Origin of the sequence: Streptomyces canus (assembly GCF_041435015.1) — a bacterium.
Classification (GTDB): Bacteria; Actinomycetota; Actinomycetes; order Streptomycetales; family Streptomycetaceae; genus Streptomyces; species Streptomyces canus_G.
Genome location: NZ_CP107989.1, coordinates 2,210,654 through 2,228,571, shown reverse-complemented (window position 1 = coordinate 2,228,571; position 17,918 = coordinate 2,210,654). Strand labels below are relative to the sequence as shown.

Below are 17,918 nucleotides of genomic sequence, written 5' to 3'. Positions count from 1 at the left end.
CCGGCGCCGCCCCACCGCCCCATGGCCGGACCGTCCCACCCGACGTACCCCCGGAGCGGACCGCTGTCGCAGGGGGCGGGGCAGTCCGGGCGCCGCCCTCCTCGACACCCACGGGCCCGGAGCCGTCTCGACGCCGCCCCAGTCCGACACCCGGTGAAGGCCGTGTGAGAGTGCGGCGGTGATGTTCGGGAGCCAGGTGTGGGGGGCAGGGGCCCAGGGTCCGTAACGTAAGAAAAGACGGTTAGCGTGGGGGCCGTGAGTGAGACGAAGACCCCCGCCCTCCAGTACCGCTTCGACGGCCCGGAAGACGCCCCGGTCCTCATCCTGGGGCCGTCGCTCGGGACCACGTGGCACATGTGGGACCGCCAGGTCCCCGACCTGGTCAAGCAGTGGCGCATCTTCCGGTTCGACCTGCCGGGGCACGGCGGCGCGCCCGCCTACCCGGCGGGCTCGGTCCGCGATCTCACCGACCGGCTGCTCGCCACGCTCGACCAGTTCGGTGTGCAGCGCTTCGGCTACGCGGGCTGCTCGCTGGGCGGCGCGGTCGGCATGGAGCTGGCGCTGCGCCACCCGGAGCGGCTCGCCTCGCTCGCGCTGATCGCCGCCTCGCCCCGCTTCGGCACGGCCGACGAGTTCCGCCAGCGCGGGGTGATCGTACGGACGAACGGGCTCGATCCCATCGCCCGCACCTCGCCCGAGCGCTGGTTCACCTCCGGGTTCGCCGCCGCCCAGCCCGCGATCACCGAGTGGGCCGTGCAGATGGTGCGCACCACCGACCCGGGCTGCTACATCGCGGCCTGCGAGGCGCTCGCCGCGTTCGATGTGCGGGCCGACCTCGCGCGGGTAGGGGTGCCGACCCTCGTCCTCGTCGGCTCCGACGACCAGGTCACCGGCCCCGCCGAGGCCCGCACCCTGGTCGCGGGCATTCCGGACGCCCGGCTCGCCGTCGTGCCCGGCGCCTCCCACCTGGTGCCGGTCGAGCAGCCCGCGGCCGTCACCGACCTGCTGGTCAGACACTTCTCCACCGCCTGGCAGCCCGCCTTCGACTCGGCCACCGGCCAGACCGCGATCCCCGCGACCCCGCTCCAGGCGGTCCTGACGGCCGCGCCGCCGCAACCGGTGCCGATCGCCGAGATCGCCCCGGCCGCCCCCGCCCCGCAGTCAGGGACCCGTCCCGACCCGTACGACGCCGGCATCAAGGTGCGCCGTGAGGTGCTCGGCGACGCGCACGTCGACCGGGCGCTCGCGCAGGCCGACGAGTTCTCCGGTGACTTCCAGGAGTTCATCACCCGCTACGCCTGGGGCGAGATCTGGGACCGGCCCGGACTCGACCGTCGCTCGCGCAGCTGCGTCACCCTCACCGCCCTGGTCGCGGGCGGACATCTGGACGAGCTCGCCTTCCACACCCGGGCCGCCCTGCGCAACGGCCTCACCCCGTCCGAGATCAAGGAGGTGCTCCTCCAAGCGGCTGTGTACTGCGGTGTCCCGGCGGCCAACAGCGCCTTCAAGGTGGCCCAGCAGGTGATCCGCGAGGAGACCACCCCCACCGAGTGAGCCGGGTGTTTCACCCGGGGGCAGGATGGACCCATGAAGCTCACGAAGATGTCGCACTCCTGTGTCCGCCTGGAGAAGGACGGACAGACGCTCGTCCTCGACCCCGGTGCCTTCAGCGAGGAGGACGCCGCCCTCGGCGCGGACGCGATCCTCGTCACGCACGAACACCTGGACCACTTCAGCGAGGAGCGGCTGCGGACGGCCCTGGACGCCAACCCGGCCGCGGAGATCTGGACGCTGAAGTCGGTCGCCGAGAAGATCTCGACCGCTTTTCCGGGCCGCGTGCACACCGTCGGCCACGGTGACACCTTCACCGCCGCCGGTTTCGACGTCCAGGTCCACGGCGAACTGCACGCCGTGATCCACCCGGACATCCCGCGCATCACCAATGTCGGCTATCTCGTCGACGGCGGCCGGATCTTCCACCCCGGCGACGCCCTCACCGTCCCCGACCACGCCGTCGAGACGCTGATGCTTCCCGTCATGGCCCCCTGGAGCAAGATCTCCGAGGTCATCGACTATGTCCGTGAGGTCAGGCCCCAGCGTGCCTACGACATCCACGACGCCCTTCTCACGGACCTCGCGCGCCCGGTCTACGACAACCAGATCGGCGCCCTCGGTGGCGCGGAGCACCTGCGGCTGCAGCCGAGGGAGAGCGCGGCACTCTGAGTGTCAGTGCCGCCCGGTAGGTTGTCGGGCATGCGCATCGCGACCTGGAACGTCAACTCGATCACCGCCCGCCTCCCGAGGCTGCTGGCCTGGCTGGAGAGCACCGGCACCGATGTGCTGTGCCTCCAGGAAGCCAAGATCGCCGAGGAGCAGTTCCCGTTCGACCAACTGCGCGAGGCGGGCTACGAGGCGGCGGTGCACGCGACCGGCCGGTGGAACGGCGTGGCGGTGATCTCCCGAGTGGGTCTGGAGGACGTCGTCAAGGGCCTGGCGGGCGACCCGGGCTACGACGGCGCCCCGGAGCCCCGCGCCATCTCCGCGACCTGCGGCCCGGTCCGCGTCTGGTCGGTCTACGTGCCGAACGGCCGCGAGGTCGACCACCCGCACTACGCCTACAAGCTCCAGTGGTTCGAGGCCCTCAGGGCCGCCGTGGCGGGTGACGCCGCGGGCAGCCGCCCCTTCGCGGTCCTGGGCGACTACAACGTGGCGCCGACGGACGACGACGTCTACGACGTGGCCGCCTTCGAGGGCCTCACCCACGTCACCCCGGCCGAGCGCGCGGCCCTCGCCTCCCTGCGCGAGGCCGGCCTGTCGGACGTGGTCCCGCGGCCCCTCAAGTACGACCATCCGTTCACGTACTGGGACTACCGCCAGCTCTGCTTCCCCAAGAACCGCGGCATGCGCATCGACCTGGTGTACGGCAACGAGCCCTTCGCGAAGGCGGTCACCGACGCGTACGTCGACCGTGAGGAGCGCAAGGGCAAGGGCGCGTCCGACCATGCGCCGGTGGTCGTGGACCTGGACGTCTAGTTGGCACGACCAGACCCCACCGCGGCCTGTTCGGTGTCGACGGCGGCCGTGTACCGGGCCTGGCCCCGCAGCCTCTCGACGCCTTCCTGGCCGACTCGCCCCGCACGGCGTTGACGCTCTCGAACCCCACGGCCGTACCCACCGACGCCCCGTGTGGTCGCCGGCCCCGCTCACATACGACCGCTGCAGCGCCGGCCCGTGCACCGGCACCGCCACGGTCTGCGGTGGCCCACAGCGAGGGCCACCGCACCACCCCGGACGCGTCGGTGCACAGCAGACTTCTCCTGCTCACGGGGGACGAAAGGCGCATCACGGCGCCAAGGAGACATCGGCGGCACGTCAACGCGCCACGCGTGGACTCGGTGCGAAGTCGACCGGAAACGACAGTCCGCGCGCCTGTGGTGCATGCGGCCGGGTGAGTGACACGCTGGGCGTATGAAGATCCCTTTTCTGGGCGGCCGGGGCGAGAAGCCCGGGACCCGTGACGCCGAGGGCATCGCCGAACTCCTCTCCGAGTGCGAGCTCTTGCGCTCCCACGCGTCCCGTTCAGGTGTCCGACTGGACGACACGGCGGCCTCGTTGGAGGCGCTCGATCAGCTGGTGCCGGGCTGGCGCGACGACGAGGAGATCCTGCTCTGGCTCGGCAACGACGCCGGGCTCTACCTGGGCACGGTCATCGTGCGGACCGTCCCCGGAGCGGCCTGGGATCTGCGCTCGGACGGCCAGCCCGTGATCCGGCTGGAATCCGGCCGGGAGTTCGACGTCGTCGCCTCCGGACACGAGTGGGCCGCGAGCGGGGTGCCTGAGCTGTCCCAGCTCTACGCGGAGGTCGCCGAGGAGTGAAACCATGGCCGTAAGTGCGGCGTAAATACGGCTTATGACCGAAAAGTGCGTGTCGTTCCTTAAGTGCGATCTTGCCTCGATAAGTTGCGGCAACCACGACACAGCTGAGAGTGAGTAGGGCTGGGTATGGCCGTCGTCGATCCGTTGATCGAACTGCGTGACGTCAACAAGTACTACGGGGAGCTGCATGTCCTGCAGGACATCAACCTCACCGTCGGCAAGGGGGAGGTGGTCGTGGTCATCGGCCCTTCGGGGTCGGGCAAGTCCACGCTCTGCAGGACGATCAACCGCCTGGAGACCATCAAGTCCGGTTCCATCACGCTCGACGGGCAGCCGCTGCCCGAGGAGGGCAAGGCCCTCGCGAAGCTCCGTGCCGAGGTCGGCATGGTCTTCCAGTCCTTCAACCTGTTCGCCCACAAGACGGTCCTGCAGAACGTCTCGCTGGCCCAGGTCAAGGTCCGCAAGCGCAAGAAGGAGCAGGCCGACCGTCGCTCCCGCGAACTCCTCGACCGGGTGGGCCTCGCCGACCAGGCGGACAAGTACCCGGCCCAGCTCTCCGGCGGCCAGCAACAGCGCGTGGCCATCGCCCGTGCCCTCGCCATGGAGCCCAAGGCCCTGCTCTTCGACGAGCCCACCTCGGCCCTCGACCCGGAGATGATCAACGAGGTGCTGGAGGTCATGCGCCAACTGGCCCGGGAGGGCATGACCATGGTCGTCGTCACCCACGAGATGGGCTTCGCACGCTCGGCCGCCAACCGTGTGGTGTTCATGGCCGACGGCCGCATCGTCGAGGACCGGGCCCCCGACGACTTCTTCACCAACCCCGACAGCGAGCGCGCCAAGGACTTCCTCTCCAAGATCCTCAAACACTGAGAGGGGCGCGGCCATGTCCTCGAACCTCGACTACGATGGTCCGCTCCTCCCCACGGTGACGGCGACCGAGCCTCCAGGGTCGCTGCTGCCGGGTTGGGGGTCCCCCCACGGCCCTTGAACCGCAGGGGGCGGCAGTCACAGAGCCATACCCGCCCGGCGCCGGCCGGAGATCACTGCTCGCGCAGCGGAATCGACACGTACGACGGGTCGTTCGACGGCGAGGAGAAGGTCAGCTGGGCGCCGGACGGGTTGTGCTCGATGTAGAGCGGGTCGACCGTGTCGACCACCAGGGCCAGCCGGTGCCCTGCCGGGACGTCGTAGGCCGTGGAGAACAGCTCCAGGTCGACGCCGATCGGCTTCCCGGGCGTCTGCCCGTGGAAGGTGTAGGGCGCGTGGGAGACCAGCTTGCCGAGGCCGAGCGGCCCCACGTCGTAGAGGTAGGCGACGAGGGTGCCGCTCTCCTTGGTGGGCGTCACCGTGGTGTGCAACTTCGCGGTGCCGCGCACCTGTTGGGCGGTCGGGTACTTCTCCGACTGCCATACGGCGGCCCAGCGGCGGGGGAGCAGGGGGATCGAGGCGACCGGGGGAGCCTTGGCGATCTGGTCGAGGATGCTGGACAGGAAGACGATCCCGCCGTCGGCGCCCGAGTCGACGTTGGTGTGGATCGTGGTCGTGCCCGCAAGGGCGATCTTCTTGCGGGTCGCGCCGACCGACTTCCAGTCCGGGTAGCCCTCGTAGCCGCCTGTGGAACGGGACTTGAGCCGGACCGGCTCCTCGCGGTTGATCCCGTTGTCCGCGCCCTTGAGGTAGTGGTCGAACCAGCGCTCGGTGTCGGTCCACACGTCGTTGGGCAGACCGAACAGCCCGGTCAGTTCGGCGGTGGCGTGGTCGCCGGGACGGAACTCCAGTCTCTTCGGGCCGGTCAGCTTCTCGTAGAAGTCCGCGTACTGGTTGGGCGGGAAGACCGTGTCGCCCCACGCGTTGGCCATCATGACCGCCGCGCCGTTCTGGTTCAGCTGGTCCACATATGTGGCGACCGAACGTTTCTTCCCCCAATCGATCATCTCCTGTTCCTTCGACAGGTTCGACGCGTAGAAGTTGTCGAAGATCTGGCGGATTTCGGCGCTCTGGCGGCCGGTGACGAGGCTCGCGCCGTCCAGCAGGGCCCCGGCCTGGACGTGCTGGGTGCGGCCGGAGTAGATCGAGTCGATCAGGTCGGCCCAGCCGCTGAGAGACGCGACCGCCTTGACGCGCTTGTCCTTGGCGGCGGTGAGCAGGCTGATGCCGGCGCCGTAGGAGACGCCCGCCATGCCGATGTGCCGGTCGTCCGAGGGGGTGTTGGCGAGCGCCCAGTCGATGACCTTGGACGCGTCGGCGGTGTCGGGAGGGCCCGCCACCTCTATCTCCCCGCCCGACTGCCAGAAGCCGCGGACGTTGTAAGTGACCACGACGTAGCCGGAGTTCGCGAGCTTCTGGGCCTGGGCGAGGTACTCGATCTGCGGCAGGCCCCAGCTCGTGGGCAGGACGAGCAGCGGGTAGCGCCGGGTGCCGTCGGCTCCGGCGGGCATGACGACGTTCGCCTTGAGGACCGTGCCGCCGTCGCCGGCGATGTCGACGAAGCGGATGGCGTCCGCCGCCTGGGCGGTGGGGGCGAGCCCGAGGGCGCTACCGGCGATCAGAGTCGCGGAGACGGCGCCCACGGTGGTCGTACGCAGGGCCTTGCGAGGGTGTCCCACGGGTCACTCCCTACTCGTGTCACTGCAAAGTGACCAGACGGTAACCTCGACGCTTTACCGGAGGTAACCCGTCGGTAAGTTACGTGGGAGTAACGATTGTTGTGGTGTGAATCTATTCAGGAGGCGCGGTGGGAGTTGCGTGGAGCCGCGGCCGTCGGGAGGGGGGTCTTGGCCTCCCGGGTCACATCCGCGACCAACTCCACGACGTCCGGCCCGTAGGCCCCGGAGTTGACTACCTTCAGCAGCAGCACGAAGGTGCTGTCGCCGTACTTGCGGGTCAACCGCTCCTGGTTGCGGGCCAGATAGCGGGTCGCCGCCTGGTTGGTGATCGCGGTCTGGCCGCAGAAGAGGAAGACCGGCCGGGCGCCGTTGCTTTGGTCGACGGTGAGCCGGGCGAGGAGCGCGTACTCGGTCGTGCCGACCTCCACCCGGTAGCGCTCGGTGCCAACCTGGAAGGCGCCGCGGTCCGGGCTCGGCTCGGCGTCCACGTTCACGCGGACGCCGGGCAGCAGGGACGAAAGGTGTGCGGCCATACGGCGGTTCGAGGCTGGCCCGCCCACGCAGAACTCGGTGCGCTCGCCGAAGCCCTGCCGTGCCGCGTCGTGCGGAAGGACCTGGGCGTGTGCGTTGCAGTCCTTGATGAGCGCGGCGAGTTCCAGGAGGGCGAACACGTCGTAGCGCATCACCGCGAGGTCCGGGCCGCTCGCGCCGCGGTTCACGACCAGCAGTGACTCCGAGTTGTCCGGCAGCCCGAAGAAGGCCTGCTTGCGGCGGAGCTTCCGCTTCCACAGATACGTCCGGGCGAGCCAGCCGAGCGCGGCACTGATGCCGGCCGCCAGCACGCCCAGAACGATATTGCGCACGTCGTCAGTCATGTGCGCGCATGGTAGCGGCCCGACGTCGTTGGTACGTACCGGTGTTCGAAGTGTGGCATTCGCATGACACCTGACCCGAAGAGGGCTGTCGGGGCCCCGGTGATGTGGTTACGCTGCGCGGACGGTCCTGGCCTGGAGGTACGGATGCGTCGCCCTGTCGCACGGAAACTGTCGGTTCTGGCGGTCTCGGCCGCCGTGGTGTCGGTGGGGGCGGCAGCGCCGCCGCAAGCCGCCTCGGCACCCGAGAAAGTACCCGTCGCCGTCGGCTACGGCGGCGCCGTCTCCAGCGTGGACGCGGACGCGTCCGCCGCGGGCATCGAGGTCCTGAGGAACGGTGGCAACGCGGTCGACGCGGCCGTCGCCACCGCCGCCGCGCTCGGCGTCACCGAGCCGTACTCCTCCGGCATCGGCGGGGGTGGCTACTTCGTCTACTACGACGCCAAGTCCCGTACGGTCCACACGATCGACGGCCGCGAGACGGCACCGCTGACCGCCGACTCCGACCTCTTCCTCGAGAACGGCAAGCCGCTCGCTTTCGCCGACGCCGTCAGCAGCGGACTGAGCGTCGGCACCCCGGGCACGCCGGCCACCTGGGCCACGGCGCTGGGCCAGTGGGGCAGCAGATCGCTCGGCAACGTCCTGAAGCCCGCCGAGCGGATCGCCCGTCAGGGCTTCGTCGTCGACGACACCTTCCGCTCGCAGACCGCGTCCAACGAGACACGGTTCCGCTACTTCCCGGACACGGCGCAGCTGTTCCTTCCGGGCGGGCAGCTGCCGGCCGTCGGCTCCACCTTCAAGAACCCCGATCTCGCCCGCACCTACGCGGAGTTGGGCCACAAGGGCGTCGGAGCCATCTACCACGGCGACCTCGGTGACGACATCGTCGACACCGTGAACAACCCGCCCGTGGATCCGGCTTCAGGGTGGAACGCACGGCCGGGGGACCTGTCCGAGAAGGACCTCGCGGCCTACCGGGCCAAGCTCCAGAAGCCGACCAGCACCTCGTACCGAGGGCTCGGCGTCTACTCCATCGCGCCTTCCTCCTCCGGCGGCACGACGGTCGGTGAGGCCCTCAACATCCTCGAGAACACCGACCTCTCGAAGGCCAGTGAGGTCCAGTACCTGCACCACTACATCGAGGCCAGCCGGATCGCCTTCGCGGACCGGGGGCGCTGGGTCGGCGACCCGGCCTTCGAGGACGTACCGACGAAGGGGCTGCTGTCGCAGCGGTTCGCCGACTCACGGGCGTGTCTGATCAAGGACGACGCGGTGCTCACGAGTCCGCTGGCGCCCGGGGACCCGCGCGATCCTGCGGCCTGCTCGGACGGGGGTACGGCGGCTCCGACGACGTACGAGGGTGAGAACACCACGCATCTGACGGTGGCCGACAAGTGGGGGAACGTCGTCGCCTACACGCTGACCATCGAGCAGACCGGTGGCAGCGCGATCACCGTGCCCGGGCGTGGGTTCATCCTCAACAACGAGCTGACGGACTTCTCCTTCGCTCCCGCCAACCCGGCTGTTCATGACCCGAATCTGCCCGGCCCCGGCAAGCGGCCCAGGTCCTCCATCTCGCCGACGATCGTGCTCGACCGGCACAACAAGCCCGTGGTGGCGCTGGGCTCGCCCGGTGGGGCGACCATCATCACCACCGTGCTGCAGGTGCTGACCGAGTTCGTGGATCGTGGACTGCCGCTCGTGGACGCGATTGCCGCGCCTCGGGCGAGTCAGCGCAATGCCGCGCAGACCGAGCTGGAGCCGGCGCTGTTCAGCAGTGGGGTGCGGTCCCAGTTGGAGGCGATCGGACACTCGTTCAAGCTCAATCCGGAGATCGGCGCGGCGACCGGGGTGCAGCGGTTGCCGGGCGGGAAGTGGTTGGCGGCCGCTGAGACCGTTCGCCGGGGTGGGGGCTCCGCGCAAGTGGTGCACCCCGCGCCGTAGGTGTCGAGGGTGCGCGGGGCCGGCCGCGCACCTACGGAGTCTCGGTGAACGTCAACCCGCCTGCCTCCGTGTCCACCGTCACCCGGCCGCCGTCCGCGATCCTGCCGTCCAGGAGCAGGCGGGACAGCTGGTTGTCCACCTCCCGCTGGATCGTGCGGCGCAGCGGCCGGGCGCCGTACTCCGGCTGGTAGCCGCGTTCGGCGAGCCAGTCCACCGCACTGTCGGTGAAGTCGACCGAGACGCCCTGGGCGTGGAGCAGACGGCGGGTCCGCTCCAGCAACAGCCTGGTGATCTCGCGTAGTTGATCACTTGTCAGCTGGCGGAAGACGACGATCTCGTCGATGCGGTTCAGGAACTCGGGGCGGAAGTGCTCGCGCAGGGGGCGCAGGATCCGCTCTCGGCGGGCCTCCTCGTCCGAGTCCGCTCCACCCGGCCCGAAGCCGATGCCCGCGCCCCTGCGGGTGATCGCCTCCGAGCCCAGGTTGCTCGTCATCACGATGACGGTGTTGGTGAAGTCGACCGTGCGGCCCTGGGAGTCGGTGAGCCGTCCGTCGTCGAGGACCTGGAGGAGGATGTTGAACACGTCCGGGTGGGCCTTCTCCACCTCGTCCAGGAGCAGCAGCGAATAGGGGTGCCTGCGGACCACCTCGGTGAGCTGGCCCGCCTCCTCATGGCCGACGTATCCGGGCGGGGCGCCCACCAGCCGGCTGACCGTGTGCCGCTCCTGGTACTCGCTCATGTCCAGCCGGACCATGCGCTCCTCGCTGCCGAACAGGGACTCGGCGAGGGCGCGGGCCAGTTCGGTCTTGCCGACGCCCGTCGGGCCGAGGAAGAGGAAGCTGCCGATCGGGCGGTCCGGGCTCGCGAGGCCCGCGCGGGAGCGCAGCACGGCGTCCGAGACGACCCGTACGGCCTCGTCCTGGCCGACCACCCGCTCGTGCAGGTGCCGCTCCAGGCCGAGCAGCCGGTCCTTCTCCTCCTCGGTGAGGCTGCTGACCGGGATGCCCGTCAGCCGGGACACCACCTGGGCGATGGCCTCCGCGGTGACCTCCAGGTTCTGGCCCTCGTCGGCCTCTTCGTTCCCGGTGGCCTCGCCGATCCGCTGCTTCAACTCCGCGATGCGGTCGCGCAGTTGTGTGGCCTGTTCGTACTGCTCGTCGGCGACCGCCTGGTCCTTGTCCCGGGTCAGCTGCTCGACCTCGCGCTCCAGGGCCCGTACGTCGGTGCCCTTGGTCCGCGCGCGAAGGCGTACCCGCGCCCCCGCCTGGTCGATGAGGTCGATCGCCTTGTCCGGCAGGCGGCGGTCGGGGAGATAACGGTCGGACAGCTCCACGGCGGCCACCAGCGCCTCGTCGCTGTAGCGGACCTGGTGGTGGGCCTCGTAGCGGTCGCGCAGCCCGCGCAGGATCTCGATCGCGTCCGCCGCGGTGGGCTCCGGTACCAGGATCGGCTGGAAGCGGCGGGCCAGGGCCGCGTCCTTCTCGATCCTGCGGTACTCCTCCAGCGTGGTCGCGCCCACGATGTGCAGCTCGCCGCGGGCCAGGGCGGGCTTGAGGATGTTCCCGGCGTCCAGCGAGCCGCCCTCGCCGCCCCCGCCCGCGCCGACGACCGTGTGCAGCTCGTCGATGAAGACGATCAGCCGGTCGGAGTTGTCGCCGATCTCGCCCACGATGTTCGTCAGGCGCTCCTCGAAGTCGCCCCGGTAGCGGGTGCCGGCCACCACCCCGGTCAGGTCGAGGGCGAAGACCCGACGCCCGGTCAGCACGTCGGGCACGTCCCCGTCGACGATCCGCTGGGCCAGGCCCTCCACGATGGCGGTCTTGCCGACGCCCGCGTCACCGATGAGCACCGGGTTGTTCTTGCCGCGCCGGGACAGCACCTCGATGGTCTGCTCGATCTCCTCGTCCCGGCCGATCACCGGGTCGATACGGCCCTGGCGGGCCAGGTCGGTGAGATCGCGGCCGTACTTGTCGAGCGTGGGCGTGCCCGTGTTGCGTGGTGCCTCGCCGCGGGGCTGTCCGGAATCCGGGGCCGTCTCGGGAGGCAGGCCGGTGGAGGCGAACCGGGCGGAGTTCAGGATGTGCCCGGCGGCCGAGTCGGGATTCGCGGCCAGGGCGCTCAGGACGTGCTCCGGGCCGATGTAACCGGCGCCCCGGGCCCGGGCCAGGTCGTGTGCGTCCAGCAGGGCCCGCTTGGCGGCGGGGGTGAGGGACAGCGAGGTGGGTGGAGGGGCCTCTTCGGGCTGGTGCTGGACGGGGCCGGAACGTTCGTCGATCTCCGAGGCGAGGGAGTCGGGATCGGCGCCGGCCCGGCTCAGCAGGGTCCGGGTCGGCTCGGCGGCCAGCGCGGCGCGCAGCAGGTGCTGGGTGTCCAGATCCCGGCTGCCGTGCTCTGCGGCGTACTGGGCGGCGCCCCGCACCAGCTCCCGGGCCGGCTGGCTCAGCAGCTGGCCGATGTTGATCTGCCGGGGGCCGGGACGCGGTCCGCCGAAGAAACGGGCGAGAAACTCTCCGAAGGCGTCATAGCCTTCCGGTCCGCTGAATCCGCTGGTCATGGCGTTCCCATCCGGCATCCCCATGGGAGTCCCCCCGGGCCGAGCCCGTTCGAGGACTGGAAGAGGGCCGGGGATGCCCTCGCTGATCGACGTGCCGGGGCCGGGTAACCCGGGTGTCAGCCGGTTACACCTTCGCACGGATGGGGGAGTGGGGCACTTTCAGCGGTCGGCCGGCCATGCCGGTCCACTCAGCACCTCGCGGACCTGCGGCCGCCAGTCGACGGTGCCGACCTCGTGATGGGCGGCCGGGAAGCGGCGGGCGGGCGGCTTGTCCTCCCCGTACCGCTCGTCGGGCGCGGCGCGCCCGACATGGACAGGGACGCAGGTTGACTCAGCGCGCCGTCAGGACGCGGGGGCCCGCGTCCGTGATCGCCACGGTGTGCTCGGTGTGTGCGGCACGCGAACCGTCGTTGGTCTTCAGCGTCCAGCCGTCCGGCGCGGCGTGGTACTCGTCCGTGCCGCCGGCGATGAGCATCGGCTCGATCGCGAGCACCATGCCGTGTCGCAGGGCGAGGCCCCGTCCCGGGCGCCCTTCGTTCGGCACGGGCGGGTCCTCGTGCATACGGCGGCCGATGCCGTGCCCGCCGAAGTCGTCCATGATGCCGTAGCCGCCGCCCCGGCACACCGTGCCGATCGCATGCGCGATGTCGCCCATGCGGTTGCCCACGACCGCCGCAGCGATCCCGGCCGCCAGCGCCTGTTCCGCGGCCTCGATCAGTCGGACGTCGGCGGGGCGCGGCCTGCCGACCGTGAAACTGATCGCCGAATCACCGGCCCAGCCGCCGAGTTGGGCACCGCAGTCGATCGAGACGAGGTCGCCGTCGCGCAGCCGGTAGCCGGTGGGGATGCCGTGCACGATCGCGTCGTTCACGGAGGCGCAGATGACGGCGGGGAAGGGGGTGGTGGCGAAGGAGGGGCGATAACCGAGGAAGGGCGAGGACGCCCCGGCCTCCCGCAGCACCCCACGTGCCACCTCGTCCAGTTCCAACAGGGAAACGCCCACGTCAGCGGCCTTCTGTACGGCGGTCAGGGCGCGCCCGACCACCTGTCCCGCCTCGTACATGGCCTCGATCGATGTGTCTGTCTTCAGCTCCACCATGCCAATTACTATACCGGTATTAGAATGGGGGCATGGTGCGCACCCCTCTCACTCCCGAAGAACACGAACGCGGCGAGCGGCTCGGCCGGCTGCTGCGCGAAGCCCGTGGCGGCCGCAGTATGGCGGAGGTCGCGGCGAGTGCCGGGATCTCCCCGGAGACGCTCCGGAAGATCGAGACCGGGCGGGCTCCCACCCCCGCGTTCTTCACGGTGGCCGCGCTTGCCCGGGCCCTCGGGCTCTCCATGGACGAGCTGGCCGGACTGTGCGAGTTGGCGGGCGTGTGACGGAAGTTCGCTCACCGGTCCGGGGTCGCGCCAGGAGGGTCCTGCTGCTCCTTTGCAAACTGGCTGTAGCCCGTTCGTAACACTGCTGGTGTTGCCTTACGGACCGGAGTGCTCCGGTCTAACGGGAGTTGAGCGATGGCAGTGGATCAACTCCCGGGGCGGCTGCGGGAGTTCGTGGCCTACCTGGACGGCTTGCTCGCGCGTCTGGATCAGGGCGGCGGCTGGTGCGCGGTGTTCTGGCAGCGCGACCCGGACGGTATGCAAGCCTGCCTCGACGGCCGCGAAGTGCCGCCCTGGGACGTGGTCGAGGCCCTCCTTCAGGACCTCGCCGCGGAGTACGGCCCCGAGGTGGCCCACGTCGAGGCGGAGCGGGCCCGCCCTCTGCACGCCGCGGCCCAGACCGCCCACGACGCCCGACCCGGCGGCCGGGACGCCCTCGGTGACCGTTTCGACGTCATGCTCCGCGAACAGCGCTACGCCGCGGAACGGCAGGCCGAGTTGGGCCGCCTGCTCGCCGGCGCCACCACCCAGGAGGAGGCCGACGCCATCCGCCTGGACCTCGCCTGGGCCCGCGACGACCACGAGCGCGCCGTCCGCCGTTGCGCCGAACTCCAGTCCCGAATGGCCGAGTTGGACGGACGGTCGATGGGCGGCCGAGGCGCCGAGTCCCTGAACATGCCCCAGCAGCGCGACAGCACGTCGATCACAGGTGCCGAAGCGACCCACGGAGGACCCGCCAAGCAGTGGCCGGGCCTCGCCGAGGCGGCCCGTGCGGGGCACGCTCCGCAGGAGTCGGCTCCTGCCGGGGTGGCTGGTCCTGGGCGGGCGCCGCAGTGGTCGGGTGCTGTCGAAGAGGCTCGTCCGGGCCATGCCGTGCAAGGGTCGGCTTCTGCTGGAGCGGAGGGTGCGGGGCGCGCGCCGGGCTGGTCGGGCGCTGCCGAAGCCCCTCGCGCGGGGCACGCTCCGCAGGCCTCGGCTCATGCCGGCGAGGACGACGAGGGGCACGCCCCGCAATGGTCGACTCCCGCTGGTGCAGACAGTCCGGGAGGCACCCCGCAGTGGTCGGACTCCGCCGATGCGGCCCGTGGGGGACGTACCCCGCAGTGGTCGGACTCCGCCGATGCGGCCCGTGCGGGACGTACCCCGCAGCGGTCGGGATCCGTCGAAGGGGCCCGTGAGGGACGAATCCCGCAGTGGTCGGACTCCGCCGATGCGGCCCATGGGGGACGTATCCCGCAGTGGTCGGGATCCGTCGAAGGGGCCCGTGAGGGACGAATCCCGCAGTGGTCGGACTCCGCCGATGCGGCCCATGGGGGACGTACCCCGCAGTGGTCGGACTCCGCCGAAACGCCCGGTGCGGGACACACCCCGCAGTGGTCGGACTCCGCCGAAACATCCGGTGCGGGACACACCCCGCAGTGGTCCGACTTCGTCGAAGCGACCCGTCCGGCGTACAGCCCGCATCCCGCCGCTCCCGTCGACGCAACCCGCCCCGGCCCGCAGCAGTCCAGCGAGGCCGACGCTTCCCGCACGACGTACGCCCCGTACCAGCAGGCCTCGCCCGCAGTCACCCGCCCCGACGCCGAGGCCCCGCGACAACCGACGCCCGCTGCTCAACCGGCCAAGCGCAAGCGCCGCCGTGGCAGTGCCCGTTTCGCCGGTATGGCCGAGGAGGGCGGCGCCCCCGTCGTCGTACCCCCGGCGGCCGTGCCCGATCTGCCCACCGGGCCCGTGACGCAGGGGCGCACCCCGCGTGGGGCCCGTTTCGCCGGGGCCGCGGAGGCGGCGGAGGAGCGGTCGGAACAGCGGGCCGAGCCGTCGGACGTGGTCGCTCGGAGGGAAACCGCCGACACCATCGCGACGCTGATGCGGCTGCGCGCGGAGGGCCGGACCGGTGAGGCGCACGCGCTGCTCGCCGAGGTCGCCCACTGGCCCGCCGACCGTTTTCCGCTGCTCGCCGCCGAGCTTCAGCGTGCCGGGCTCCGCGCCGACTGGGCCACCCTGCTGTGGGAGGCCGCCTCGCTGCCCGCCGACCGGCTGGTGGCGGCGGCCGACGCGCTGGTCGCGGCCGGGCGGGGCGCGGACGGGGAACAGGTGCTCCGGCAGGGCGTCGCACGGCCCGCGGGTGAGATCGGCGCCGCCGTGCTCGGGCTGGTCGCCGAGGGCCGTCGTCGAGAGGTCTCCGCGCTCCTCGACGCCTACGTCCGGGTCCGCACCCCCGAGGAGGCCGCCCGCAGCGCCGAGCCCGGCCCCCAGACCCTCGTACCGCTCCTGCTGGCCGCCGCGCGAGGCGTCTCGGACGAGCGGCACTGGGACCTGGTCCACGCCCTGCGGGTCGCCGGATTCTCCGCCTGACAGGTCCCCCGCAACCCACTGACCGGCCGCGTGACTCCTCCACTGGAGTGTGAAACGTGATCGACTTCGCGGGTTAACGACGATGGGCTTGGCAAGCCTCTCCAGGAGGCTTACGTTCGTCCCTCTACGGCTACATCTACGGGCGTAGAGGCTCTGACGTCCCGCCGAAGGAGCAGCTCATGGCCAACGTCGTACGTGCCGCTCTGGTCCAGGCCACCTGGACCGGCGACACCGAGTCCATGGTGGCGAAACACGAGGAGCACGCCCGCGAGGCGGCCCGACAGGGCGCGAAGATCATCGGGTTCCAGGAAGTGTTCAACGCCCCCTACTTCTGCCAGGTCCAGGAACCGGAGCACTACCGCTGGGCCGAGCCGGTGCCCGACGGCCCCACCACGAGTCGTATGCAGGAACTCGCCCGCGAGACCGGCATGGTGATCGTCGTGCCGGTGTTCGAGGTCGAGCAGTCCGGCTTCTACTACAACACCGCGGTCGTGATCGACGCCGACGGCAGCGTCCTCGGCAAGTACCGCAAGCACCACATCCCGCAGGTCAAGGGCTTCTGGGAGAAGTACTACTTCAAGCCGGGCAACCTCGGCTGGCCGGTCTTCGACACCGCGGTGGGCAAGGTCGGCGTCTACATCTGCTACGACCGCCACTTCCCGGAGGGCTGGCGCCAGCTGGGCCTGAACGGCGCCCAGCTCGTCTACAACCCCTCCGCCACGCACCGGGGACTCTCCTCCCACCTGTGGCGCCTGGAGCAGCCCGCAGCCGCCGTCGCCAACGAGTACTTCGTTGCCGCGATCAACCGGGTCGGCGTCGAGGAGTACGGCGACAACGACTTCTACGGGACGTCGTACTTCGTCGACCCGCGCGGTCAGTTCGTCGGGGACACGGCGAGCGACAAGGAGGAGGAACTGCTCGTCCGCGACCTGGACTTCGACCTCGTCGAAGAAGTGCGGCAGCAGTGGGCGTTCTACCGCGACCGCCGCCCCGACGCCTACGAAGGGCTGGTGCAGCCGTGACCGAGGACCTGCTGGGACGGCACCGTGCCGTCCTGCCCGACTGGCTCGCCCTCTACTACGAGGACCCGCTGGAGATCACCCACGGCGAGGGCCGGCACGTGTGGGACGCCGAGGGCAACAAGTACCTCGACTTCTTCGGCGGCATCCTGACCACGATGACCGCGCACGCCCTGCCCGAGATCGCCAAGGCGGTGACCGAACAGGCCGGGCGGATCATCCACTCGTCGACCCTGTACCTCAACCGGCCGATGGTCGAACTCGCCGAGCGCATCGCCCAGTTGTCCGGAATCCCGGACGCCCGGGTCTTCTTCACCACCTCCGGCACCGAGGCCAACGACACCGCCCTGATGCTCGCCACCACCTACCGGCGCAGCAACACGATCCTGGCGATGCGCAACAGCTACCACGGCCGCTCCTTCAGCGCGGTCGGCATCACCGGCAACCGCGGCTGGTCACCCACCTCGCTGTCCCCGCTCCAGACGCTGTACGTCCACGGAGGCGTGCGCACCCGCGGCCCGTACGCCTCCCTCGGCGACGACGACTTCATCGAGGCCTGCGTCGACGACCTCAAGGACCTGCTCGGTCACACCCGCCCGCCCGCCGCCCTGATCGCCGAGCCGATCCAGGGCGTCGGCGGCTTCACCTCCCCGCCCGACGGCCTCTACGCGGCCTTCCGCGAGGTGCTCGACGAGCACGGCATCCTGTGGATCGCCGACGAGGTGCAGACCGGCTGGGGCCGCACCGGCGACCACTTCTGGGGCTGGCAGGCGCACGATGGGTCGGGTCCGCCGGACATCCTCACCTTCGCCAAGGGCATCGGCAACGGCATGTCCATCGGCGGGGTGGTGGCCCGCGCCGAGATCATGAACTGCCTGGACTCCAACAGCATTTCGACGTTCGGCGGCACCCAGATCACCATGGCGGCCGGCCTCGCGAACCTGACGTATCTCCTGGAACACGACCTGCAGGGCAACGCCCGGCGCGTCGGTGGGCTGCTGATCGAGCGGCTGCGGGCCGTCGCGGCGCAGGTTCCGGGCGTACGGGAGGTGCGTGGCCGTGGGCTCATGCTCGGCGTCGAGCTGGTGAAGCCCGGCACGGACGAGGCCGATCCGCAGGCCGCGTCCGCCGTGCTCGAGGCGGCCCGCGCCGAGGGGCTGCTCCTCGGCAAGGGCGGCGGGCACAACACCAGCGCGCTGCGGATCGCCCCGCCCCTGTCCCTGACCGTCGCGGAGGCCGAAGAGGGCGCCACGATCCTCGAACACGCTCTGAGGAGCACCATCCAGTAGGCCCACAGCAAGGGAAC

At 70.7% G+C, this 17,918-nt stretch carries 14 protein-coding genes; 10 read left to right on the top strand and 4 right to left on the bottom strand.

Features of this window, described 5'->3' with window-relative positions:
* Window positions 1-255 precede the first annotated feature (255 nt).
* The 5 genes from pcaDC (at window position 256) to OG841_RS09930 (ending at window position 4,749) form a co-directional block, all read left to right on the top strand.
* Entirely contained in the window at window positions 256-1,554 is a 1,299-nt protein-coding gene (gene pcaDC / locus OG841_RS09950; protein WP_371564497.1) for a bifunctional 3-oxoadipate enol-lactonase/4-carboxymuconolactone decarboxylase PcaDC, read from the top strand.
* 33 nt (window positions 1,555-1,587) lie between these two features.
* Entirely contained in the window at window positions 1,588-2,223 is a 636-nt protein-coding gene (locus OG841_RS09945) for an MBL fold metallo-hydrolase (RefSeq protein ID WP_328641759.1), read from the top strand.
* Window positions 2,224-2,253: 30 nt separating this feature from the next.
* A complete protein-coding gene (locus OG841_RS09940) occupies window positions 2,254-3,033 on the top strand; it encodes an exodeoxyribonuclease III (RefSeq protein WP_306974399.1) in 780 nt (259 codons plus the stop codon).
* A gap of 435 nt (window positions 3,034-3,468) precedes the next feature.
* On the top strand, window positions 3,469-3,876 hold the full coding sequence (locus OG841_RS09935; protein ID WP_328641760.1) for a DUF6278 family protein: 408 nt from the start codon (window positions 3,469-3,471) through the stop codon (window positions 3,874-3,876).
* A 126-nt stretch (window positions 3,877-4,002) separates the two neighbouring features.
* Entirely contained in the window at window positions 4,003-4,749 is a 747-nt protein-coding gene (locus tag OG841_RS09930; protein WP_328641761.1) for an amino acid ABC transporter ATP-binding protein, read from the top strand.
* A gap of 170 nt (window positions 4,750-4,919) precedes the next feature.
* Here OG841_RS09930 and OG841_RS09925 read toward each other — a convergent pair whose 3' ends face one another.
* Together OG841_RS09925 and OG841_RS09920 are read right to left on the bottom strand one after the other, a co-directional pair.
* A complete protein-coding gene (locus OG841_RS09925) occupies window positions 4,920-6,485 on the bottom strand; it encodes a CocE/NonD family hydrolase (RefSeq protein WP_328641762.1) in 1,566 nt (521 codons plus the stop codon).
* A gap of 116 nt (window positions 6,486-6,601) precedes the next feature.
* Window positions 6,602-7,360, bottom strand: coding sequence for a hypothetical protein (locus tag OG841_RS09920; RefSeq protein ID WP_371564493.1), 759 nt, complete (start codon window positions 7,358-7,360; stop codon window positions 6,602-6,604).
* Window positions 7,361-7,504: 144 nt separating this feature from the next.
* Here OG841_RS09920 and ggt point away from each other — a divergent pair, with 144 nt between their 5' ends.
* Window positions 7,505-9,301: a gamma-glutamyltransferase gene (gene ggt, locus OG841_RS09915; RefSeq protein WP_365118974.1), complete on the top strand. Its 1,797-nt coding sequence runs from the start codon at window positions 7,505-7,507 to the stop codon at window positions 9,299-9,301.
* Window positions 9,302-9,332: 31 nt separating this feature from the next.
* Here the strand turns inward: ggt and OG841_RS09910 are convergent, their stop codons facing one another.
* Window positions 9,333-11,855, bottom strand: coding sequence for an ATP-dependent Clp protease ATP-binding subunit (locus OG841_RS09910; protein WP_328641765.1), 2,523 nt, complete (start codon window positions 11,853-11,855; stop codon window positions 9,333-9,335).
* 331 nt (window positions 11,856-12,186) lie between these two features.
* Entirely contained in the window at window positions 12,187-12,954 is a 768-nt protein-coding gene (gene map / locus OG841_RS09905) for a type I methionyl aminopeptidase (RefSeq protein WP_328641766.1), read from the bottom strand.
* A 32-nt stretch (window positions 12,955-12,986) separates the two neighbouring features.
* Between map and OG841_RS09900 the strand changes: the two genes are divergently transcribed.
* The 4 genes from OG841_RS09900 (at window position 12,987) to OG841_RS09885 (ending at window position 17,901) form a co-directional block, all read left to right on the top strand.
* Window positions 12,987-13,238, top strand: a complete 252-nt coding sequence (locus OG841_RS09900; protein WP_020119078.1) for a helix-turn-helix domain-containing protein — start codon at window positions 12,987-12,989, stop codon at window positions 13,236-13,238.
* A gap of 135 nt (window positions 13,239-13,373) precedes the next feature.
* Entirely contained in the window at window positions 13,374-15,593 is a 2,220-nt protein-coding gene (locus tag OG841_RS09895) for a hypothetical protein (protein ID WP_371564490.1), read from the top strand.
* 179 nt (window positions 15,594-15,772) lie between these two features.
* A complete protein-coding gene (locus tag OG841_RS09890) occupies window positions 15,773-16,615 on the top strand; it encodes a nitrilase-related carbon-nitrogen hydrolase (RefSeq protein ID WP_326662412.1) in 843 nt (280 codons plus the stop codon).
* Window positions 16,612-17,901, top strand: coding sequence for an aspartate aminotransferase family protein (locus OG841_RS09885; protein WP_371564488.1), 1,290 nt, complete (start codon window positions 16,612-16,614; stop codon window positions 17,899-17,901). Before OG841_RS09890 ends, OG841_RS09885 begins: the two co-directional genes overlap by 4 nt.
* Window positions 17,902-17,918: the final 17 nt, after the last annotated feature.